Origin of the sequence: Lactobacillus sp. (assembly GCF_051893255.1) — a bacterium.
In the GTDB taxonomy this organism is placed as follows: Bacteria; Bacillota; Bacilli; order Lactobacillales; family Lactobacillaceae; genus Lactobacillus.
Genome location: NZ_JBJFHB010000076.1, coordinates 1 through 20,428, shown reverse-complemented (window position 1 = coordinate 20,428; position 20,428 = coordinate 1). Strand labels below are relative to the sequence as shown.

19 protein-coding genes are annotated in these 20,428 nt (G+C 49.7%); 6 read left to right on the top strand and 13 right to left on the bottom strand.

Annotated elements, in window-relative coordinates; all coding sequences use genetic code 11:
• Both ACI4WN_RS07415 and ACI4WN_RS07410 read left to right on the top strand, forming a co-directional pair.
• On the top strand, positions 1–350 hold a 350-nt coding region (locus tag ACI4WN_RS07415; protein ID WP_439777639.1), incomplete at its 5' end, for an HIT family protein.
• Between the two features lie 11 nt (positions 351–361).
• Positions 362–709, top strand: a complete 348-nt coding sequence (locus tag ACI4WN_RS07410) for a YtxH domain-containing protein (RefSeq protein ID WP_439777638.1) — start codon at positions 362–364, stop codon at positions 707–709.
• Between the two features lie 58 nt (positions 710–767).
• Here ACI4WN_RS07410 and ACI4WN_RS07405 read toward each other — a convergent pair whose 3' ends face one another.
• Positions 768–1,697, bottom strand: a complete 930-nt coding sequence (locus ACI4WN_RS07405) for a dihydroorotate dehydrogenase (protein ID WP_439777637.1) — start codon at positions 1,695–1,697, stop codon at positions 768–770.
• A 245-nt stretch (positions 1,698–1,942) separates the two neighbouring features.
• Between ACI4WN_RS07405 and pyrF the strand changes: the two genes are divergently transcribed.
• The 3 genes from pyrF (at position 1,943) to ACI4WN_RS07390 (ending at position 4,352) form a co-directional block, all read left to right on the top strand.
• Positions 1,943–2,653 carry an orotidine-5'-phosphate decarboxylase gene (pyrF, locus tag ACI4WN_RS07400; protein WP_008459546.1) on the top strand — a complete coding sequence of 237 codons (711 nt, stop codon included), beginning with the start codon at positions 1,943–1,945 and terminating at the stop codon, positions 2,651–2,653.
• Complete coding sequence (gene pyrE / locus ACI4WN_RS07395; protein ID WP_439777636.1) at positions 2,653–3,276, top strand: orotate phosphoribosyltransferase; 624 nt, start codon at positions 2,653–2,655, stop codon at positions 3,274–3,276. The genes pyrF and pyrE overlap by 1 nt, the downstream gene beginning before the upstream one ends.
• A gap of 137 nt (positions 3,277–3,413) precedes the next feature.
• Positions 3,414–4,352, top strand: coding sequence for a peptidylprolyl isomerase (locus ACI4WN_RS07390; RefSeq protein WP_439777635.1), 939 nt, complete (start codon positions 3,414–3,416; stop codon positions 4,350–4,352).
• A 956-nt stretch (positions 4,353–5,308) separates the two neighbouring features.
• Here the strand turns inward: ACI4WN_RS07390 and ACI4WN_RS07385 are convergent.
• The 6 genes from ACI4WN_RS07385 to ACI4WN_RS07360 form a co-directional block, all read right to left on the bottom strand.
• Positions 5,309–5,557, bottom strand: coding sequence for a hypothetical protein (locus tag ACI4WN_RS07385; RefSeq protein ID WP_439777634.1), 249 nt, complete (start codon positions 5,555–5,557; stop codon positions 5,309–5,311).
• 123 nt (positions 5,558–5,680) lie between these two features.
• The gene (locus ACI4WN_RS07380) at positions 5,681–6,634 is read right to left on the bottom strand and encodes a 3'-5' exoribonuclease YhaM family protein (RefSeq protein WP_439777633.1); all 954 of its coding nucleotides are present in this window, start codon (positions 6,632–6,634) and stop codon (positions 5,681–5,683) included.
• Positions 6,627–9,107, bottom strand: a complete 2,481-nt coding sequence (locus ACI4WN_RS07375) for an ATP-binding protein (RefSeq protein ID WP_439777632.1) — start codon at positions 9,105–9,107, stop codon at positions 6,627–6,629. Before ACI4WN_RS07375 ends, ACI4WN_RS07380 begins: the two co-directional genes overlap by 8 nt.
• Entirely contained in the window at positions 9,104–10,318 is a 1,215-nt protein-coding gene (locus ACI4WN_RS07370) for a metallophosphoesterase family protein (protein WP_439777631.1), read from the bottom strand. Before ACI4WN_RS07370 ends, ACI4WN_RS07375 begins: the two co-directional genes overlap by 4 nt.
• Positions 10,318–10,671 (bottom strand): YlbF family regulator, encoded by a 354-nt coding sequence (locus ACI4WN_RS07365; protein ID WP_439777630.1) that lies wholly within the window; start codon positions 10,669–10,671, stop codon positions 10,318–10,320. The genes ACI4WN_RS07370 and ACI4WN_RS07365 overlap by 1 nt, the downstream gene beginning before the upstream one ends.
• A 46-nt stretch (positions 10,672–10,717) precedes the next feature.
• Positions 10,718–12,805 carry a transglycosylase domain-containing protein gene (locus ACI4WN_RS07360; RefSeq protein WP_439777629.1) on the bottom strand — a complete coding sequence of 696 codons (2,088 nt, stop codon included), beginning with the start codon at positions 12,803–12,805 and terminating at the stop codon, positions 10,718–10,720.
• Positions 12,806–12,934: 129 nt separating this feature from the next.
• Here ACI4WN_RS07360 and ACI4WN_RS07355 point away from each other — a divergent pair, with 129 nt between their 5' ends.
• The gene (locus ACI4WN_RS07355) at positions 12,935–13,786 is read left to right on the top strand and encodes a pseudouridine synthase (RefSeq protein WP_439777628.1); all 852 of its coding nucleotides are present in this window, start codon (positions 12,935–12,937) and stop codon (positions 13,784–13,786) included.
• Between the two features lie 643 nt (positions 13,787–14,429).
• Here ACI4WN_RS07355 and ACI4WN_RS07350 read toward each other — a convergent pair.
• The 6 genes from ACI4WN_RS07350 to ACI4WN_RS07325 all read right to left on the bottom strand — a co-directional run bounded on the left by ACI4WN_RS07350 (position 14,430) and on the right by ACI4WN_RS07325 (position 20,337).
• On the bottom strand, positions 14,430–15,344 hold the full coding sequence (locus ACI4WN_RS07350; protein ID WP_439777627.1) for a class II fructose-bisphosphate aldolase: 915 nt from the start codon (positions 15,342–15,344) through the stop codon (positions 14,430–14,432).
• Positions 15,345–15,551: 207 nt separating this feature from the next.
• Positions 15,552–16,250 carry a L,D-transpeptidase gene (locus tag ACI4WN_RS07345; protein WP_439777626.1) on the bottom strand — a complete coding sequence of 233 codons (699 nt, stop codon included), beginning with the start codon at positions 16,248–16,250 and terminating at the stop codon, positions 15,552–15,554.
• A gap of 182 nt (positions 16,251–16,432) precedes the next feature.
• Positions 16,433–17,005 carry a sortase gene (locus ACI4WN_RS07340; RefSeq protein ID WP_439777625.1) on the bottom strand — a complete coding sequence of 191 codons (573 nt, stop codon included), beginning with the start codon at positions 17,003–17,005 and terminating at the stop codon, positions 16,433–16,435.
• Positions 17,002–17,832 (bottom strand): hypothetical protein, encoded by an 831-nt coding sequence (locus ACI4WN_RS07335; RefSeq protein ID WP_439777624.1) that lies wholly within the window; start codon positions 17,830–17,832, stop codon positions 17,002–17,004. The genes ACI4WN_RS07340 and ACI4WN_RS07335 overlap by 4 nt, the downstream gene beginning before the upstream one ends.
• A gap of 27 nt (positions 17,833–17,859) precedes the next feature.
• On the bottom strand, positions 17,860–18,675 hold the full coding sequence (locus ACI4WN_RS07330) for a class C sortase (RefSeq protein WP_439777623.1): 816 nt from the start codon (positions 18,673–18,675) through the stop codon (positions 17,860–17,862).
• Between the two features lie 12 nt (positions 18,676–18,687).
• Positions 18,688–20,337, bottom strand: a complete 1,650-nt coding sequence (locus tag ACI4WN_RS07325) for an isopeptide-forming domain-containing fimbrial protein (protein WP_439777622.1) — start codon at positions 20,335–20,337, stop codon at positions 18,688–18,690.
• Positions 20,338–20,428: the final 91 nt, after the last annotated feature.

Sequence of the window (20,428 nt, the reverse complement as noted above, 5' to 3'; positions counted from 1 at the left end):
ACGTTAAGGCCTTTTTAGACATTTCCCAAGTCAACGAAGGCCACGTCTTGATGGTGCCTAAAAAGCACCTGGTCAACTTCTTTGACTACGAAGAAGCCGATGCTGAACGCTTTTTGAAGTACATCCCAGAAATTGCCCGTGCCATTAAAAAGTCTAACGACAAGATTACCGGTATGAACATCACTTCTAACAACGGCGAAGTTGCTGGCCAAGTGGTGATGCACTCTCACATCCACTTCATCCCGCGCTGGGAAGGCGACGGCATCAAGTTCTTCACCAGAAACAACGCTGACCAATACGACGAAGTTAAGTACCAAGCCGTTTGTGACAAGATTAAGGAACAATTTTAAGGAGGAACCAGATGAGTTTGAAGCATTTTAGCCTGGGCTTTTTGACCGGGGCTATTGCCGGCGCGGTTTTTGCCTTTTTGCCAGATGAAAAAGGCAAGACGGCCCGGGAATACCTGAAAGAAGACGCCGATGGCTTTAAAGAAGCCCAGCAGGATCTGGAAGACAGCCTAAGCCGGGCTCATGAAGCCGGCGAGCGCTTGGCCAGCTCGGTGCCAGAAGCCAGCCAATTATTAGCCGACCTCAACACCAATGTCGACCACTTCAAAGAAGAGGCTGACCGGGAAATCAACGCCCTCCAAGCCAAGATTGACCAACTAACCGAGGACCTAAATGGCGACCTCAACCAAAGCGAAAATTAAGAAAAAGGAGTTACGATGCGTAACTCCTTTTTGCTTGGCAAAAATCTTCTGTTTTCTACTAGGCCTTGTTAGACTGCCACTGGCCAACTAAGTCATTGACGTCACTTACGCCCATGTCGGCCAAAACGCCCGGCAAGGCGTCTACCACGTGCTTGATGGCTAATTTGTCATGGAAGGCCATGGAGCCAATTTGAACGGCGCTAGCGCCGGCTAAAATGAATTCTGCGGCGTCTTCTGCCGAGTTAATCCCGCCAACCCCAATGATTGGCAAGTTGACCGCCTTTTTCACCTGGGCCACCATGCGGACGGCTACGGGCTTGACGGCTTGGCCGGACAAACCGCCAAAGTCATTGCCTAAAACTGGACGGCGGGTCTTCAGGTCTAGGTGCAGACCCAAAAGGGTGTTGATCAAGGTTAAACCGTCGGCGCCGCCTCTTTCAGCGGCTTTAGCGATTTCGGTAATGTCGGTCACGTTTGGCGTCAGCTTGACGTAAACCGGGATGTCGACGCGGTCTTTGACCTTCTTGGTAATCTCTTCCACCATTTCGGGTACGATGCCAAAAGTCATCCCGCCTTCAGACACGTTTGGGCAAGACAGGTTGAGCTCCAAAGCATCGGGCTTGGCACTAGCCAAAATCTCCGCTACTTCCAGGTAGTCCTGGACGCTCTCCCCGCCTACGCTGGCCATGATTGGCAAGTCTGGGTGCTTTTTCCGTAAAGCAGGAATTTTTTCACTGGCCACCACTTCGCAACCCGGGTTGGTCAAGCCAACCGCGTTCATGACGCCGTCTTCTAAGAGGGCAATTTGCGGCTGGGGGTTCCCGGTTCTAGCGTGCCGGGTCGCGGTCTTGATCACGATCGCCCCCATTTGGTCCCAATCGAAATTTTCTGGCAGATCGCCAAAGGCAAAGGTGCCACTTGCTGGCATTACGGGATTCTTCAGCTTGAGGCCGGGCAAGGAGACGGCCATCTTTACATCGTTAGTCATTTTGCCTCCGTTACTTGTTAACTTTTTAACATTTCAATTCGACAAAATTATGCAACAAAAAATAATAAAAGGCAAGCTTGATTTTTAGCGGGCATCGTGATAATCTTTTGTTGATTGAGCTTTAAATGGTACAGAGAGACCACAAGCAAACGCAACGCAAATGTTATAACTAAGCACATTTTCTGCCCGCCTGGTCTCTTTCTAGACTCTGGCGGGTTTTTGCTTACAAAAAATAAGGAGCCGACATGAGCAAACCATTATTTATTGCCTTAGATTTTGATGATCAAGAAAAGATGTGGCTTTTTCTCAACCAGCTGCAGCCACAAAGCAAGCTGCACGTCAAGCTGGGGATGGAAATGTTCTACCAATACGGACCAGAGATCGTCCGCGACCTGTCCGCCAAGGGCTACCAAATCTTTTTAGACTTAAAATTGCATGACATTCCCAACACCGTCAAGCGGACGGCCAGACAGCTGGCAGCCCTGGGCGTTTACTGCACGACTGTTCATGCCTTAGGCGGTAAGGAAATGATCAAGGCGGCTAAAGAAGGCCTGATCGAAGGCACGCCAGAAGGCAAGGAAGTGCCAAAGCTGCTGGCCGTAACGGAACTGACTTCCATCTCAGAAGACGTTCTGCGTGACGAGCAGCACTGCTCACTGAGCCTGGCTGACGAAGTCAAGAGTCTGGCCCACCAGGCCCAAACGGCAGGCGCAGATGGCATCATCTGCTCCCCACTTGAAGTCAAGGCCATGAAGAACGAATTCAGCGACGACTTCATGTTCGTCACTCCGGGCATCCGGCCAGCCTCATACAAAAAAGACGACCAAGCCAGAGTGGCGACCCCAAGCCAAGCCCGGGAAAACGGCTCAACCGCCATCGTCGTTGGCCGGCCAATCACCCAAGCTGAAAACCCACAAGTTGCATACGAAGAAATTTTAAAGGACTGGACTAAATAATGAACAACAACGAAATTATCCGCGAATTGATTGACAAGAAGATCGTTACTATTTCACCTGACAAGGACTTTGTCTACGCCAGCGGGATGCACTCCCCAATCTACACTGACCTGCGTCAAACTATTTCTTTCCCAGCACTCCGCCAAGCCATTGCCGAAAACCTGGCTGCCTTGATTAAAAAGGAATTCCCAGAAGTAACGGTGATCGGCGGGGTTGCAACCGCTGGTATCCCTCACGCTGCTTGGGTAGCCCAAGTGATGAACCTTCCTATGGTTTACGTCCGCTCCAAGCCAAAGGACCACGGCCAAGGCCGGCAAATTGAAGGCCGCCTGTCCATGGACGACCACATCGTTTTGATCGATGACCTGATCTCAACTGGCGGCAGCGTTTTGAGCGCCGTGCAAGCAGTCAAGGACACCGGCGCCCACGTTGACGGCGTCAGCTCCATCTTCACCTACCTTTTGCCAGATGCAGACGAAAACTTTAAGAAAGCTGATACCAAGTTTGCACCGCTTTTGAACTACCGGGAACTGATCGAACAAGAAATTTCTAAGACAGTTACTAAGGAACAATACGAAGAACTTTTGGCATGGCACCAAGATCCATGGAACTGGAAGCGGTAATTTTTCGCATTTGTGATCTAAAGAATTTCCTAAGAAAATAGATATTTTTCATGAACTTTCGAACTATTGCAATCTAATTCCGCAAAAATATGTTATATTAGATACCAGTACGTATGAAGGATGTGGAGAATTTTTTTATGAAAAAAAGTTTGAAGAAAATCGCTATTTTAGCTGGTGCAGCTGCTATTGGTCTGTCAACCGCAGCCTGCTCAAGCAGCTCAGCAACTGTTGTTAACTATAAGGGCGGCAAAATCACCCAAGATGACTACTACGAAGCCATGAAGGACACTTCATCTGGTCAACAAACCTTGGTCAGCTTGATCATCTACCGCACTTTGAAGCAACAATACGGCGACAAGGTATCTTCAAAGAAGATCGATGCCCAATACAACAAGTACAAGAAGCAATACGGTTCAAGCTTCTCAACTGTGTTGAGCTACAGCGGCTTGACTACTAAGAGCTTCAAGCAAAACTTGGCAACCAACCTGTACTCAATCGCTGCCTTGAAGGACTTGAAGAAGCCAACTGCCAAGCAAGAAAAGAGCTGGTGGGCAAGCTACCACACGAAGACGACTGTACAACACATCGTTGTGGCTAAGAAGTCAACTGCTCAAACTGTGATCAGCAAGCTGAAGAGCGGCACTAGCTTCGCAACTTTGGCTAAGAAGTACTCAACTGATACTGCCACTAAGAAGAAGGCTGGTAAGCTTGCAGCCTTTGACTCAACTGACACCAGCTTGAGCAGCACCTTCAAGAACGCCGTTTGGAAGCTTAAGGAAGGTGAATACACCACCACTCCAGTTAAGACTTCATCTGGCTACGAAGTTATCAAGGTCTTGAAGACCACTGAAAAGGGTGCTTACAACACCAAAGCCAACAAGAAGTTCATCGACAACCAGCTTTACACTAAGTGGGCTTCAAACTCAACTGTGATGACTAAGATCATCGGTAAGGTCTTGAAGAAGGCTGACGTGAACATCAAGGACAAGGACTTGAAGAGCAAGAACCTGCTTGCTAGCTACCTGAACCCATCAAGTTCATCATCTAGCGCAACTACTACTTCAAGCTCAAACTAATAAGTTAGGTATTAAAACAGCTTTTCGCCATCTGGGCGGAAAGCTGTTTTTGTTTATTTTTTGGGCGGTGTGGACGTGGCTGGGGCTTGGTAGGGGCGGGGTGTTGCACACGATCTTACTCAAGTACGGTATGCGCCGCTCATAATCTTACTCAACTGGGCAAAAAGCTGCTCATGATCTTACTCAAGTACGGGAAATGCTGCTCACAATCTTACTCAAGTAGACAAAAAGCTGCTCATGATCTTACTCAAGTAACCAGAACGCTGCTCACGATCTTACTCAAGTAGGCAAAAAGCTGCTCACGATCTTACTCAAGTAGGCAAAAAGCTGCTCACAATCTTACTCAAGTAGGCAAAAAGCTGCTCACGATCTTACTCAAGTAACCAAAATACTGCTCATAAACTTACTCAACTGGGCAAAAACCACCGGCAGTTGAGTAAGTTTTGGGCTGCTACTTCCCTTACTTGAGTATGTTTTTGTGAGGCTTTTTTTAAAAATGGGCACCAGTTGAGTAAATTATTGTGCAACCTGAGATCATTTTGGGCTACTAGTCATTTTAGTTGGCATCGTTTTGGGTCATCCTCCCCCAACTTGACTCAACCAACTCCGTTTTCCCGTTTTTTCGCCCCCAAGTTGACTCAACCGGACTGAAATTCCCCGTTTTTCGCCCCCAAGTTGACTCAACCGGACTAAATTTCCCCATTTTTTGCCCCCGAGTTAACTCAACCGGACTAAATTTCCCCATTTTTCGCCCCCGAGTTGACTCAACCAGACTAAATCTTCCAGTTTTTTGCCCCCAAGTTGACTCAACCAGACTAAATCTTTCAGTTTTTTGCCCCCAAGTTGACTCAACCAAGCCTGGTTGACATACTTTGAGGGCAATGTTTGTCAAAAATCAAACCGGTTGACATACTTTGGGGGCAGATCTCGTCAAAAATCGGACTGGTTGATATACTTCAGGGGCCGATTTCGCCAAAAATCAAACCGGTTGATATATCTCGGGGGCAATGTTTGTCAAAAATCAAACCGGTTGATATACTTCGGGGGCGTTTTCCGCCAAAAATCGGACCGGTTGATATACTTTGGGGGCAATTTCTGCCAAAAATCAGACCGGTTGACATACTTTGGGGGCATTTTTCGCCAAAAATCAAACCGGTTGACATACTTCGGGGGCAATTTCCGCCAAAATCCCAACCGGTTGACATACTTCGGGGGGCCCCCAACCTACACCCGACCCACACTGCGCGCCACACACAACCCACGCCCATCCCACGCCCCCTCCACAACACCCCACCCCACACAAAAAACCGACCTCACGGTCGGTTTTTTTACTGATATTCTTTTTTCGGCCGGTAATAGCGCTGGCCGTCTTGCGAAGACAGCGGCAAGGTGAAGTCGCCCGGCTTGGTGGCGCCCAGCTCCCGCGTAATCGCGTTGACTGCCGCGTCCAGGTCATCGATCCGGTGCAACAGCTCCGCTTCAAGCACAGCCGGCAACTTCGGCGAACCGTACTCGTACTTGCCGTGGTGGGACAAGACCATATGCCGAAGCAAGAGCAGGTCCTCACTCTCCTGGTCGATCCCCAGCGCCTGAGCCGCCAAAACCAGCTGCTCGTCGATCAAGACCAGGTGACCGACCAAGTTGCCTTCAGCCGTGTACTTGGTCTGGACCGGTCCCGACAACTCCAGCACCTTGCCCATGTCATGCAGGATGCATCCCGCGTACAAAAGCGACCGGTTGACCGCCGGGTAGTTGTCAGCCAGCCCCCGCGCGTCTTTTAACATGGTCAAGGTGTGGTAGGCCAGCCCGCCTTCATAGGCGTGGTGGTTGGACTTGCCCGCCGGATAGCTGAAAAAGCGCGCATCCCACTTTTTCAGCAGGTACTTGACCAGCTTGTGCCAGTTATCTTCCTTAATCTCCGCGACAAACTGCCCAATCTCGCGCCGCATCTGCTTTTCCCCTTCCGGAGCGCCGGCGACGAGTTGGCTCACGTCCACGTCCTCGCTAGCGCTAACCGGATGAATGGAAAAAATCTTGATCTGGTCGCGGCCCTGGTAGTCCTCGAGCAGACCCGCCACTTCGACGATCGTTCCCGTCTCAAAGCGCTTGGCGTCTTCTGGCTCTGCCTGCCAGTAGTTGGCCCGGACCGCCCCGGACTTGTCGGCCAGCTGCAAGAGCAAGTAGTGCTTGCCCTTTTTGTCCTGCCGCAGCTGGGAATTTTTCACCAAAAGGGTCAAGTCGAATTCTTCGCCCTCATTGTAGTCTAGTAAATGTTTAAGCATGGGCCTCCTCCTTCACGTAGCGGTACGGGACTTCCGAAACCTGCTTGGCCAAGTCTTCGCGAGCGGTAAAGACCAGAATCTGTTTGTTCTTGCTCAGCTCATTTAACAGATTCACGATATTGGTCGTTCTTGGCCCATCGAAGTTGACGAAGGAGTCGTCGATTAGGATTGGGAGGTCAATCTTGTCCTTGATCTGCATGACAAAAGCCAGCTTCAAGGCAAAGTAGAGCTGCTCCTGGGTCCCCCGTGACAGGTACTGGACCGCCAGCTTCTTCTTGTCGCTTCTGACCACCTTCATCGGCGTCCGTTTGGACACTTTTTCTGGCAACAGGATGTCCTGGTAGCGGCCGCCCGTCAGCAAGGCGAAGTACTTTTTAGCCAAGACCAGCATCTTGGGGAAGCGGTCGTTTGACGCCAAATCCAGCGTCCGGCCGATGACTTCCCCGGCCAAAAGCGTTGCCAGGTAGTTCTGGCTGTCGCGGGCAAACTTCTCTTCCAGCTGGGCCAGCTGCTGCTTGCCCTCGTATACCTGGCTGGAGTCAGCGTACTGGCGCTCTTCAGCCTTAATGTTGGCCGACTCTTGCTGGAGAGCTGCCAGGTCGCGGTCGCTATCGGCCAGCTGCTGGCTGAGGCCCGCCATCTTGCCCTTCAAGGCTGCTAAGTCAAAGCCGGCTTTTTCAAAAAGTGGCAGCTGGTCGCCCAGGCTGTTGGCCAGGGCCTCGATCTGCGCCTTAGCCGTGTCCTGCTCGCGCTTAGCAGCAGCCAGTGCCTGGTAAGACGCTAAGTCTGCAACTTTAGCCTGGTTAAAGATGGTCAACAGCTGCTTTTCCAGATCAGCAATCTGCTTTTGGTAGCCAGAAAGCGCCTCCTGCTTTTGCCGGTAAACCCGCTGCTGGTCAGCCAAATCCTCCAGCTGCTTTTCCGCGCCGACTAGCTGCTTGTTGATCAAGGCTGGTTCATTTTCGGGGTTCTTTTTGGCAAAAAGGGCCACTTCCTGACCCAGGTCAGCCAGCTCGGCTTCTCTTTCCTGGATCTGCTGGTCCAAACTGACCATGCTCTTCCGGTTTAAAGAGTAGTCCCGGTACGGATTGGCCAGGCTGTCCACCTTGACGCTGCTACTAAAGCCGTACTTCTTGGCAAAAGCCTGCTTCAAATCGTTAGCAGCTGCCTTTTCTTGCCCCGCCTGCCCCTTTTGGTAAAAGGCATAGGCCAAAAGGCCGGCACCAACCAGCAGCAAAAGGATCCCCAAAGTCCGATTAGCAAAAAGGACCACCAGCCCAGCAGCCAGCAAGATCCCGCCTGCAAGCGGCAACCCTTTGGCCAGCGGTGCCTCATCTACTGCTTCGGCCTGGCTTTCGGCGTTCACCTTTTCCCAGTCGGCCTGCAGCTGCTGAAAGTCGGCCACGGGCATGTCCTTAACATCGGCTAGGTCAGGCGAAAATTCCAAAATATTCCGCTGCTTGTCTTCCAGCTGCTCGTATTGGAGCTGGCTGGTCTGCAGGGTCCGGGTCAAGTCCTCTAGCCGTCCTTTAAAATTGGCCAACTGGGCTTTGGCCCCTGACAGGTCAGTCAGGTCGACTGGCTCGGCCACTTCCTTGGCCGCAGCCGTCTTCAGGGCCTTGATTTGGGCGTTTAAGTCCACCGCCTTTTGGTAAAGATCGGGGTCAAAGGCCACGTCTTTTTGCGCCTTTTTTAAGCGCAGGTAGTTCTCATAATTTTGCGCCTGCTCCAGCAGCTTTTCGCACTGCTTGAGCTGGGCTTCTTGACCCTTGCGAATGGCCATCAGGTCCGCCAGCTGCTTTTGTTTGGCTAAACGGGCGCTTTCCAGCTTTTGGTAGTCGTCAAAGGCCGACTCGTTAGCGGCAACCTGCTCTTTTTGCTCGTTGAGCAAGATCAGGTCCTGGTTGACCGGGGCCTTTTTCCCGCTGGCCTTAAAAAGGTCCTTGGCTTCTTTAGCAAAGTCGCTCCGGATAGACAGGAGCTTGCTCGATTCGGCCGCCCCTAGGTAGTAGATGTTCTCCAGAATTTCTTCTTCAGACAAGGAGGCGAGCTTACGCATCAGATCTTCGTTAAAAATAAAGCTGTCGGCGTAGAAGTTCCCATCGATATTTTGAATCTGGTCGTAAAAAAGGATCTCCGGCACTTCCTGGCCCCGGTGCCAGACCTTGACGGCGCCGACCTTGCTCTTGTCGCCTTTAGAATAGGTCCGCTCGATCTCCCAGTCGCCGTCGCCTGCAAAGACCAGCTTGCCCCCCATGGGGTAGGCCTTTGACAGGGGCTCATAGTCTTCAAAAAAGCTGGACGCGGTATTTTTCAAATTGAAGCCAAAGAGGATCTGCTTGATAAAGGCGACCGTGGTGCTCTTCCCGGCTTCATTTTCGCCAAAAAAGGCGGCCAGGTTGCCATCCGGGAGGTCAAAGACTTCATCGCTGAATTGACCAAAATTGTAAATCTGGATTTGCTTTAACTTCATTCTTCGCTCCCCCCAAGCTCTTGCAAGCGGTCAGCCAATTTGACGGAAACCAGTTCCTTGACCTGGGCCAAAAATTCGGGATCTTCTGCCAGCCGCCGGGCTTCGGGATCCTTTTTAATCCAAGAAGCCGCCAGCTGCTTGATCTTTTCTTCAGACAAAATCTCCACCTTGGCCCGGTCTAAGGCCACCTGGTCGGTGCTGGACAATTGGACGAGCCCTCTCACCTTGACCCGGAAGTCAACGAGGCGGGCAGAATTAGCCCGGCTTGACGCTTCTTCCCAGGCAGCTGGGTCCTGCCAAAAGGTCAGCTGGTCCGGCGTCAGGTATTCTGAACCCGTTAGCTTTAAACTGACAAAAGTCTTGACGCCCGCACTCTCATGAGCCCGCAGGGTCGCCGCAATCTTGTCGGCCAGGTCGCTGGCTGACAAGGGAGCATCCAGAACCAGATTGGCCTGCTCCCAGACAATCTGGCTGCTTGGGCAAAAAGTCAGCTGGCTCTGCCGCGTTTCTTCGTCCACCTCAACCAAATAGCAGCCCTTGGCCCCTAATTCGCCGATATCCCGGCCCTGGATGTTGCCGGGGTAAACGACCAGCGGCTTGTCCAGCAGGGTCTGGCGGGCGTGAATATGGCCTAGAGCAAAGTAGTCATAGCCAAGCTCGCGCATTTTTTCCAGGGTGAAAGGTGCATAGACGTTATTCCGCCCGGCAGCCTGCCCGGCGTGCATCAGGCCGATGGTGAAGCTTGGCGCCTTTTCTGGAAAGCGCGAGAGCAGGTCTTCTTCAATGTGGTTGTGAGCGTAGGAAAAGCCAGTCACATTGTAGGCAAAGCCGGACTTAGTAGTAAAGTCTTTGCGCTCGATCTGCTCGCCGTCGCCTAGGAGCGTAAAGTATGACCCCTCTTTGACCAAGAGGTCGCTTTTTCGCATGTAGTCGTGGTTGCCGAAGATCATCACGACCTGGATGCCGGCTTCAGTTAAGCGGTCGATCTCTTTTTTAAAAAAGACCTGGCTAGCAGGACTCGGCTTGTTAGAGTCAAAAGTGTCCCCAGCAATCAAGACCAGGTCGACGGCTTCTTTTACGGCTAAGTCAATGATCCGGGCAAAGGACTCGTTAGCCGCATCTTTAATTTCTTGATATTCGCTTTTTGGCAAAAAAGATAGCCCACGAAATGGACTATCTAAGTGCGCATCAGCTAAATGGATGAATTTCATTAGGCTTTTCTCAAATCTTCGTAAGCATCTGCCAGCGGTTGGCTAATGGACTTTTGCAGGTCGTTCATCAAAGCATAAACGCCTTGTTCTGCTAAGAGCATCCCTTGCAAGGTGGTGTCTTGGGATACCCGGGAATTGAGGCTGGCAAAGTGGTCCTTTTGTTCTTGACTCAGTTCCTTGCCGGCGCTTTGGGCTTCCATGACTTCCATTTGGGCAGCGTCCAATTCCTTAAAAAGGACCAGGCTTTCAGGACTTGCCTTCACCTTGTCCATGGCTTCCTTCAAAGCCGTAAATTGCTGGGTTTGGCGGAGGTCTTCAGCCATTTGGTTGGCAGTGTCGTAGATGTTGATCATTTTTTCTATTTTTCCTCTCTAATTAAAAAACTAGGTAAAAATCAGCTTAATTTCCAGTAATCTTATTGTACCATGACTTGAAGCCAGACTCAGCATTCTTGATGCCACCATCGATGGCTTCTTTGATCTTTTGGCCAAAGCCAGAACCGGATGATGATGAAGAGGAATTATCATCGTCATTAGCGCTGGTTTCCGCCGCTGAGACCGTGAACTGGGTCTGCTTACTGTATGGCAGGATAGCCGTCATTTCGGCCTTATAGAGGGCAGTAATCCCGGTTTCGGAAATCCCTTGCATGTAGTAGGTCTTGTTGGTATTGTCAAAGCCGACCCAGGTGGCTACGACAACGTCAGGCGTATAGCCAACGATCCACTGGTCCTTGGTCCCGTAAGCAAAGGAAACTTCCGTTGACCCGGTCTTGCCGGCTACGGAATAGCCTGCTGGCTTGGCGTTCACCGCCGTCCCCGTCGTAAAGACGGACAGCAGCATTCTGGTCATTTCCTTGGCCGTCGACGAGGAGATCACCCGGCTGGTGCCTGTATCGTTATTTTCCGCAATCACGTTGCCAGAAGCGTCAGTGATCTTGGTGATCAGGTAAGAACTATTCGGCAGGTTGCCGGAGTTGGCAAAGGCTGAATAGGCCCGGGCCATCTGGACGGGGCTGACCCCGGTAGAAAGGCCGCCTAGGGCTAAAGCCAAGTTTTGGTCCGACTTAGAGACGGTAATGCCGAATTTCTTTAAATAGCTGACGCCAGTCGACACCCCGATCTTGTTCAAGAGCCAAACGGCTGGGACATTTTTACTCTGGGCCACGGCCGTGTACATCAGGATGGTGCTTGAATACTGACCATCCACGTTAACTGGCGTATAGTTATTTTTGCCAAAAGCCTGCTTCTTGTTAGAGAGGCTGGAATCGTAGTGGTAGCCATTCTCTAGAGCTGGGGCGTAAACGGCCAAAGGCTTGATGGAACTGCCGGGCTGGCGCCGCATCTGGGTTGCTCGGTTGTAGCCGCGGAAGACGTGCTTGCCGCGCCCGCCGACTAAGGCCCTAATTGCCCCGGTCTTAGGATCCATCGCCACGCTGGCCCCTTGGGCCCGGGCGCTGCCGGACGGGTTGGACGGGAAGTTGTACTTGTTCTTGAAGCTGGACTCCATGGACTGTTGGTAATTTTGGTCCAAGGTGGTGTAGATCTTCAGCCCCTTGCTCATGATCTCGGTTTCCGTTAAGCCATATTTTGAGATGGCTTCAGAAATCACGGCGTCAAAGTAGTATGGGTACTTGTAGCCGGAGTTTGCCTTATAGTTGTCGACTAAATTCATCCCCTGCTTTTTGGCAGCATCGGCCGTTGACTGGCTGATGGCCTTGTTTTCCACCATCAGCTGCAAGACCACGTTCCGTCTTGAGGTCGCATTTTTCACCGAGTACAGGGGGTTATAAAAAGCAGGACTTCTGAGCATCCCGGCTAAGGTGGCCCCTTCAGCCACGGTCAAGTCACTGGCTTTTTTGCCAAAATACTTCTCGCTGGCATCCTGCACCCCGTAAATCCCGTTGCCAAAGTAGGCATTGTTGAGATACATGGCCATGATCTTCTTTTTAGAATAGACCTTGGTGACCTGGATGGCGTAGAAAAATTCGGCGACTTTCCGGGACAGGGTCTGCTTTTGGGACAGGATCGAGTTCTTGACCAGCTGCTGGGTGATGGTCGAACCGCCGCCAGAGATATGGCCAAAGTGGATCAGGTAGCTAAAGGCTGCCCGGGCGATCCCCTTGGGACTGACCCCCATGTTGGTCCAGAAGGTCCGGTCTTCGGTAGCAACGACGGCCTTTTGCACGTTCGGGGAAATCTTGCTTAAAGAGACGTAAGTCCCCTTGCCAGACGAGACAGACCCCGCCTTTTTGCTATTTTGGTCGTAGATGATCGTTTTTTGCGACAAGGAGGCCTCCAGGTTAGACAGGTTGGCCGTCTTGACGACAAATGTATAATAAGTAGAGATGGCTAAGAAAAAGGTCAAGCCCAGCAAGATGATCCAGCGAATGATCTGGAAGCGGTGCAGGAAGTACTTGATCCAGCCGCCTAAGCCGCGGCGGTTATTATTCAACTTTTTTTGAGATTGGCGATTGCGCCGGTTTTCCATTTAAATTGCTCCTTCTCCATGAGTCAAAGTTTAAACACTTTGATTTTAACACAAATGCAATAGAGGACTAGCAAGTTATCCAATTCTTAACTGTGATAAGGCAAAGAAATTTTTAGAAAAGAGGCGCAGATGAACTACCATTTTTCCTTGATTTACCCGGACCGGGAGGCGGCGTCGGTCGGCGATTTGCTGCGGGAGCTCCTGGTTCCCCGTAAGTGGCGACATTTTTTACGCATTGAAAAAAAGGTCCTGGTGAACGGCCAGTATTTGAACTTTAGCGAGCTGGTTAAGCCAGGCGACAGGGTGACGCTAGACCTAGACCAGGTGGAGTCTCTTCAAGGGGACTACCCGGCGAGCGGCCGCATGCCGGACATCGTCTATGAAGACGACAACGTTTTAGTCATCAACAAGCCCAAGGGGCAAAAGACTCACCCCAACCAGGGGGAAAACGGGACGGCGCTGAACGACTGCGCCACCTACCTGGGCGATAGCCCCTACATCGTTCACCGCCTGGACATGCTGACGGGCGGGCTTTTGCTCGTGGCCAAAAATCCAGCCGTGGTGCCGATCTTGAACAGACAGCTGACTTCAAAGACTTTGAAGCGGGACTACGTGGCGGAGGTGGACTTGCTGTCGCCGCTTAACGCCGGCGCGGCGGGCACGATCTCGCTGCCGATTGGGCAGGATCCGGATGACCAGAGAAAGCGGATGGTGCGGGAAGACGGCCTGCGCGCCGTTACCCACTACCAGGTGCTGGACGTTACGGGCCGCCGGGCGCGGGTCGCCCTGTCGCTTGAGACGGGCCGGACCCACCAGATTCGGGTGCACCTGGCAGCGTCCGGCTGGCCGATTGTTGGCGACCCGCTCTATAATCCCTTGGCTAGCGGCGAAGGCGATTTGCAGCTAACGGCCTGGCGGCTGTCTTTCACCAAGCCTTTTTCCTTTGACCGGGTAACCGTGGTCTTGCCAGAACGGGGTTAATTCCCTATTTTATTTCAGGTTAAGAGAATTTTGCCCTAAAATTTTTTCAGATTAGCTGGATTTTTGCTAAAAATTGCCCAATTTGGACTCAAGTAGCGCTCCTTTTTGAAAAAAATCGCCAAAAACTGACTGACAAAATTGGATTAGAAACTGATTTTGACTAAAATCAGAGGATATTTGCCCACTTCTGAAATCTTTTAGGGAAATTTGGGCTAGTTCTGAAATCTTTTGGGGAAATTGAAGGTCAAAAATCCTATTTTGGCGCAACTAAAATTTTCAACATCCCATTTTGGCGCAACCCAACTTTCAAATTTCCCATTTTGGCGCAAGTGGATCGAAAAACTAACTTCTTCGACCTAGTTAGGAGAATTTTTTGAAAAAAACTCCTAAAAATAGGCTGATCTCTGCTCAACTACTTTACATAATAACTTAGGAGCCAGGTTCACAAAGCAAAATTGACTTTAGTTGCTACTTTTTGGGACAAATTATTTTTTAGTTGCTACATTTTGGGATAAATTTCTCATTAGTTGCGCCAAAAAGGGATTATGACCATCGCCCTACCCCCAGCCACCCAACAAAATCCAAGGCAAAAGAAAAAAGATTTCTAGCAAAGCTAGAAATCTTTTTTGCAGCTAACAGAAGATTATTCTTCTGAAAGTGAGCTTCTGTCGAATGATACGTCAGTTGACTTGTCATCGATTGATGGAGTACCAAGCCAGCTAATCATTTCCTTCATAGCGTCAGTGATTGCTTCAGTACCTGGCAACAAAAGCTTACGTGGGTCGTAACCCTTGTGGGCAACATCAAGGTCGTGCTTTTCTTCGAAGTACTTGCGAGTTGCACCTTGGAAGGCTTGTTGGAATTCAGTGTTGATGTTAACCTTAGCGATACCAAGTGAGATAGCCTTCTTAACTTGGTCTTCAGGAATACCTGAACCACCGTGCAATACCAGTGGAGTGTCGATAGCGTCTGAGATTTCCTTCAAACGGTCGAAGTTCAAGCCAGTCCAGCCTTCTGGGTAAACACCGTGGATGTTACCGATACCGCAGGCAAGCTTGTCAACGCCAGCAGCTGCGAAAGCCTTAGCGTCTTCAACTGAAGCCAATTCGCCGCCTTCAGCACCTTGGTTTTCACCGATCTTGCCGATTTCAGCTTCAACAGAAATGCCGCGTTCGTGAGCAAGCTTGATGATTTCCTTAGTCTTAGCCAAGTTTTCTTCAGTTGACAGCTTGTGACCGTCGAACATAACGCTTGAGTAGCCAAGCTTGATACATTCAACAGCTGAGTCGTAGTCACCGTGGTCAAGGTTAAGTACAACTGGTACGGAAATGTTCATTGCGTCCATTGAGTCAGCAACCAAGTCCTTAACCAGCTTGTAGCCACCCATGTACTTAGCAGCACCAGTTGAAACTTGAATCAAAAGTGGAGTTCTAGTTTCTTCGGCACCACGCAAAATTGCACGAGTCCATTCCAAGTTGTTAGTGTTGAAAGCACCAACAGCGTAGTGGTTCTTACGAGCAGCCTTAAAAATTTCATTACCATTGTCAAAGTAAGCCATAAAAATACCTCCTAAGCTACTTACATCTATATTGTACCCAATAATGAATAATTGAGCAAATAAAATCTTGACTGTAAGCGCTTCATACGATAATTGTTTATTTCCGTTAACTCTGCGTAAAAATTGCGGATTTTTTTGGAAAAAGCTCCATGAAAAAAGCCGGCCGTCTCAGGCGACCAGCTGACTGCTCGTTTATTAATGAACAAGTTATTTCATCTTGATTTCGACCCGGCTGCCAACGGGCAGACCGCCACTCAGCCGCTGCTCATACAACCACTTGGCGTCGCTGACGCTGAGCCGAACGCAGCCATGGCTGTCTGGCTTCTTGCCTAAAGTGGTCAGGTGGGTGCCGCCCTGATAGCCGTAGTGGTAGCTCCCGACCTTGACGCCGGACTTAAAGTTGTTGATGGGCACCGAGTGGAAAAGATAAACGCCGTGGTCGTGGTAGGAAATGTAGTACCGTGCCCCCACGCCGTTATTATTATAAAAAACTTCCCCGCCCTCTTCTTGGATCTTGTAAGTGCCAACCGGGGTGTTGGATTTGCCCTTTTTGATGGCGCCGGCTGAAGCATACATGGTGTAAACCGGCTTGTTGCCGCTCATTACATAGGCCCGAGAGCCCAAAACCGATACCCGGATCCAGACCTTTTTATATTTGCTTAAGTCAGGATAAGCCCGCAGTTCGCTGGACTTTAAGTAGTACTTGCCGGTCATGGCCCGCATGTCGGCAGGATCCGGAAACGGCAGCGGCGTCTTCTTTGGAGCTTTTTTCTCGATTTTCTTGGCTGGCCGGCTGACGTGGCCGGTCCCGCCTGCTTCTGGCTGCGGCTCAAAAACTGGGATCAGCATCAAGCAGGCAATAATGCCAATCAGTCCCATCCCTAGCAGATTATGGGCCTTACTCATATCTATTCTTCTCTCTTCTTTTTTGTCTTTTACTTTTTTCAAAAATTGCCCAGCAAAAAGATGACAATTTTCGATATTTCTTATTTACTATTATCTAGCAAAAAGCATGAAAAAGATAGTAGACCGCATTTAAGTTTTGTTAAAAAAAGAACGAAAGCAAAAGCTTTCGTTCTCTTAAGTCATTATCTCTTAGCCGTGACCAGGCTGCAGCGAACCGTATAACGGGCGGTCCCGTCGTAGTTGCAGGTAAAGAGGCTGAGGTCGTACTTATTTTCCACCATCTTCTTGATCGCGGTCGGCTTGATGATTTCCATCTTGTCGACCCGGTAAACGAAGGTGTAGCCGCTGGTACCCACAAAGTTGACGGTGTCGCCGACATTCAAGTTGGTCAATTTGCCAAACTGAGTGGTGAAGTTGTGGCCAGCCACCACCCAGTCCCGGGTCTCGGGCTTGCCGTAGTAAGTCGCCGGCGACACTTCCAGCTGGCTAAAGCGCCACTTGGCAGCTACCGGCAAAGACAAGCCGAGGCTGGGAAAAGACAGGTAGCCGCTATAGGCAGTGCCATTTACCTTGGCCGTTTTCTTTAAGCTAGGCTTGGCAACCTTGGTCCCGGTCGACGCTTTCAGGGAAGTGACGACCTTTTTGGCAGATGAGCCTGCTAGGTGGTCTTCAATCAGGTTGTGGCCGAGTAACAGTCCAGCCATCACGATCAAAATGACCCCTAGCAGCATCCTGATTCTGCCTTTTTTTCTCATCGCTCGTTGCTCTCCTGGGCAGCCCAGCCCCAAGTAAAGAAGGTTAAGCCAAGCAGTGCCAATAGCGGGATTGGCCAGTTGAGCTGCCCAGTCTGCGGCAGGCGCGGACTTTGCGGCAGGCTCTTGACCACGCGGTTAGTGGCAGACGGTGTCTTCTTGTTTTCCTTAATAGTTGGAACAGCAGGGTGTCGGGGATTGGACTTCACTTTTTTACTGGTGCTTGGCGTCGACGGCGTCTTGTTGCTGCTTGGGTTAGTTGGCGTCGTTGGGTACTTTGGCAAAGAAGTAGTCTTCTTCTTCGTCTTAGGCTGGGCAATGATGTTGCTCATGGACTTGCCATCAACGGTGTATGGCAAAACGACGCAGAAGGGATTCATCTTCTCGTAGCCCGAGGCTGCCGTGTCCTGGGTGACCAGGTAAACGGCATCCCCTTCCACATTGACGCTGGCTTCACCAGAATCAGAGATTTGCGCGCTGACCCCAGACAGCTTGCCTTGGTTGGCCGTCACGTATGAGGCCAAAGTATTGGCAAAGTCGGCAGTCATGACCTGGTCCTGACTCAAAGAGGAGATGGACTTGGTCATAGAGCTGAACTGACTGGTATATTGGAACTTGCCAGCGCTATCTTTCTTAGCGACCTGGTAAACCACCAGGCTGCCGCCCTTGATGGCAACGCCGGTCTGCAGGTCGTGCATCTGAATAGTGATGTTGCCGGCATCGGCGGCGTCAACCGTGTCTGCTTTTTGAAAAACAGGCAAAAGCAAGCAAAGAAACATGGCTAAGGCCAGGAAAAAGCTGCAAAGTGAATGAGATTTACTTTCTCTCAAGGAATCACCCTCTCTCTACTTAAGAGGCTAAGCCTTTCTGGAGTGCTTAACAATTCTAAACAGCCAGAAAAGCACAATTAGGACAAGTATAGTTACTACACTATAGTATATAACTTTTTTCAGCGGTAAGTAAAATCCTGAACTGCCTTTTTTACTTTCAGGCAAGTTCTTTACTCGGTGGCCCCGAACCAGCATTCTTTCAGTGTTAATGCCATATGGGGTGCAAGTCAAAAGCGTACAATAGTCTTTACCTTTCACGATGTGCAAGTATTTCGTGTTGCGGGGCTTGACGATATGTATTGCATCTACCTTATAAGTCAGCTTCTTATTTAAGACCGTGACCATAAAATAGTCGCCCTTCTTGATCTCGTCTAGGTCGGTAAACAAGGTGGCACTCGGTAGGCCTCGGTGGCCGACTAAGACCGAGTGGGTCGACTTGCCCCCAACCGGCAGGCTAGTGCCCTTCAGGTGGCCGATTCCGTCACCCAGGATGCTTTCGGAGGTGCCATGGTAAATTGGCAGGTGGACCTTGATCTTGGGGATGTCGATGTAGGCCATCACGTCGGTACTTGGAAGGCGGAGCTGCTTATTATATCCAGGGATCAGGCTTGGGTGGTAAAAAGCAGCGGGGTTATTAGCCAGTTCTTGATTATACTGATGGGCTTGTGTCAAAAGCTTCGTCAGGTCTTGCTGGCTGGTCTTTTTCACGATCCCCGCATAGTTGTTAACGACCGTCCCGTGCATTTTGTTATTGAGATAGTCGGCAATCATGGGGTAAAAAAGGATAGTGAAACCAGCCAGGATGATGATCAAACGAATGATTAATGACTTATTCTTTTTCACTTAAATTCCTAATTATTGCAGCTTCTTCTTCTTGAGGCTTGGGAAGGCAACTGCGGCAACAACCACCAGGGCACCAACTGCTAAGAAGATGTAGCGGCCCATGCCACCAGTGCTTGGCAAAACGAAGCCAGTGTCGGAAATGTTGTTTACATTAGTTGAAACGATACCGCTGTATTCCTTATTGCTGTCTTGTTCAGGAGCAGTAAAGGTGGTATTGTTGTCATCGCTCGAATTCTTTTCAACACTCAAAGTCTTCAGAGTAGCACCGGCAGTGTTTTGGCCACCATATTCTGCATTGATGGTAAATGTTACATCTGCAGCCTTGTGGTAACCCTTTGGAACAGTTGTTTCCTTAAGCGTATATTTACCTTGTTGCAAGCCCTTGAAGACAAACTTGTTCTTAACGCCATTTACTTCTTCAGCTTTGTCTGGTGTGATTTCTGCGATCTTGTCTTCGTCCTTGTCACCATTTCCCTTGTACAAGGTAAAGCCAGCGCCAGCCAAAGCCTTGCCGTCAGTTACCTTGTTAACGTCTAATTCGTAAGTGTAAACCTTAGCGTGTCTATCAGTGGTGGTACCAGTACCGGTGCCGTTTGGGTTATTTGAGTAAGTCAAATAAACTTTGTTGGTATTGCCTTGACCACCAATAATCGCTTTATCATTCAACTTAGCCGTGTAAGTTACAACGATCGTGTCATCAGTTGAAATCGTGCCACTTTCAACTAAAGACTTTAAGTCATTAATTTTTACTTCAAAACTACCGTCAGACTTCTTACTGAATGCCCAATCCTTTGTTGGAAGAATATCTGAATCCTTTGCAGGCTTACCAGTAGCATATTTGTCATTAGCTACTTTTTCATGGTGAACTTGAATTGAGTCTTCCTTTAAAGTTAAACCTTCTGGCAAAGTATCAGTAAAGGTGTAAGTGTAGCTGTCGTATGACTTGATTAGGCTTGGGATAGTCCCAGTAATCATAAATGGAACTTCGTCGCCAATATTGTAGTCAGTTGCATCAACGTAGCTTCTAGTGTTACCAGTCTTTGCATTTGGACCTTCCAAAACCTTCTTGTGAACGATTGGGGTGATTGGCTTAACGTTTAAAGTTTTATCCTCATTTACCAAGCCAGTAAGCAAAGTAGCTGAGTAGTTGTGTGGGTTGTCAGCATTGTCGGCAGTTGCGTCAACTAACAGGTAGTAACCAGCTTCCTTGTCAACATCGACAGTGTTTTCACCGCTGTTAAAAGTCTTATCTTTGTCAAGCTTTGCTGATTGGATGTTCTTGTACAGCTGGTCAGCAAACTTTCTCATATTGCTGGTTTCACCAGTGTTGGTTGAGCCTTCATTTTTCTTCAAAAAAGCCTTAAATGACGTAAAGTCAGTAACGTCTTTATCTACTGATTTAGCAGCGTCCAAAACTGCTTTTTCATACTTGTCATTCAAAGTATACTTAACGGCATCCTTGTCTTGGTCGTTAACTTCGGCTGTCATGATACGGTAGCCGTTGTACTTAAAGTCCTTTGAGCTAGAGCTATCATTGATAGTTAACTTAATAGTTTTAGGAGCAGTATCCGCCTTGGCTAAGCCAGGCAGAGCCACAAATACACTGAGCAATAATACTAAGGCACTGAATAAGTGGCTTAGTTTACGTCCGAATTTAGACATTCGTTTTTACCTCTTCCTTCTTTTCTCTCTTACTTCGATTAACTAATTAAACTTTTTCCGGCGAAAAGCCAGACCGCTTGCCACAATCGCA

Excerpts from the sequence above, each read along its gene's own strand:
- ACI4WN_RS07410 (WP_439777638.1), top strand. The coding sequence starts at position 362 with ATGAGTTTGAAGCATTTTAGCCTGGGCTTTTTGACCGGGGCTATTGCC.
- ACI4WN_RS07405 (WP_439777637.1), bottom strand. The coding sequence starts at position 1,697 with ATGACTAACGATGTAAAGATGGCCGTCTCCTTGCCCGGCCTCAAGCTG.
- pyrF (WP_008459546.1), top strand. The coding sequence starts at position 1,943 with ATGAGCAAACCATTATTTATTGCCTTAGATTTTGATGATCAAGAAAAG.
- pyrE (WP_439777636.1), top strand. The coding sequence starts at position 2,653 with ATGAACAACAACGAAATTATCCGCGAATTGATTGACAAGAAGATCGTT.
- ACI4WN_RS07390 (WP_439777635.1), top strand. The coding sequence starts at position 3,414 with ATGAAAAAAAGTTTGAAGAAAATCGCTATTTTAGCTGGTGCAGCTGCT.
- ACI4WN_RS07385 (WP_439777634.1), bottom strand. The coding sequence starts at position 5,557 with ATGTCAACCGGTTGGGATTTTGGCGGAAATTGCCCCCGAAGTATGTCA.
- ACI4WN_RS07380 (WP_439777633.1), bottom strand. The coding sequence starts at position 6,634 with ATGCTTAAACATTTACTAGACTACAATGAGGGCGAAGAATTCGACTTG.
- ACI4WN_RS07375 (WP_439777632.1), bottom strand. The coding sequence starts at position 9,107 with ATGAAGTTAAAGCAAATCCAGATTTACAATTTTGGTCAATTCAGCGAT.
- ACI4WN_RS07370 (WP_439777631.1), bottom strand. The coding sequence starts at position 10,318 with ATGAAATTCATCCATTTAGCTGATGCGCACTTAGATAGTCCATTTCGT.
- ACI4WN_RS07365 (WP_439777630.1), bottom strand. The coding sequence starts at position 10,671 with ATGATCAACATCTACGACACTGCCAACCAAATGGCTGAAGACCTCCGC.
- ACI4WN_RS07360 (WP_439777629.1), bottom strand. The coding sequence starts at position 12,805 with ATGGAAAACCGGCGCAATCGCCAATCTCAAAAAAAGTTGAATAATAAC.
- ACI4WN_RS07355 (WP_439777628.1), top strand. The coding sequence starts at position 12,935 with ATGAACTACCATTTTTCCTTGATTTACCCGGACCGGGAGGCGGCGTCG.
- ACI4WN_RS07350 (WP_439777627.1), bottom strand. The coding sequence starts at position 15,344 with ATGGCTTACTTTGACAATGGTAATGAAATTTTTAAGGCTGCTCGTAAG.
- ACI4WN_RS07345 (WP_439777626.1), bottom strand. The coding sequence starts at position 16,250 with ATGAGTAAGGCCCATAATCTGCTAGGGATGGGACTGATTGGCATTATT.
- ACI4WN_RS07340 (WP_439777625.1), bottom strand. The coding sequence starts at position 17,005 with ATGAGAAAAAAAGGCAGAATCAGGATGCTGCTAGGGGTCATTTTGATC.
- ACI4WN_RS07325 (WP_439777622.1), bottom strand. The coding sequence starts at position 20,337 with ATGTCTAAATTCGGACGTAAACTAAGCCACTTATTCAGTGCCTTAGTA.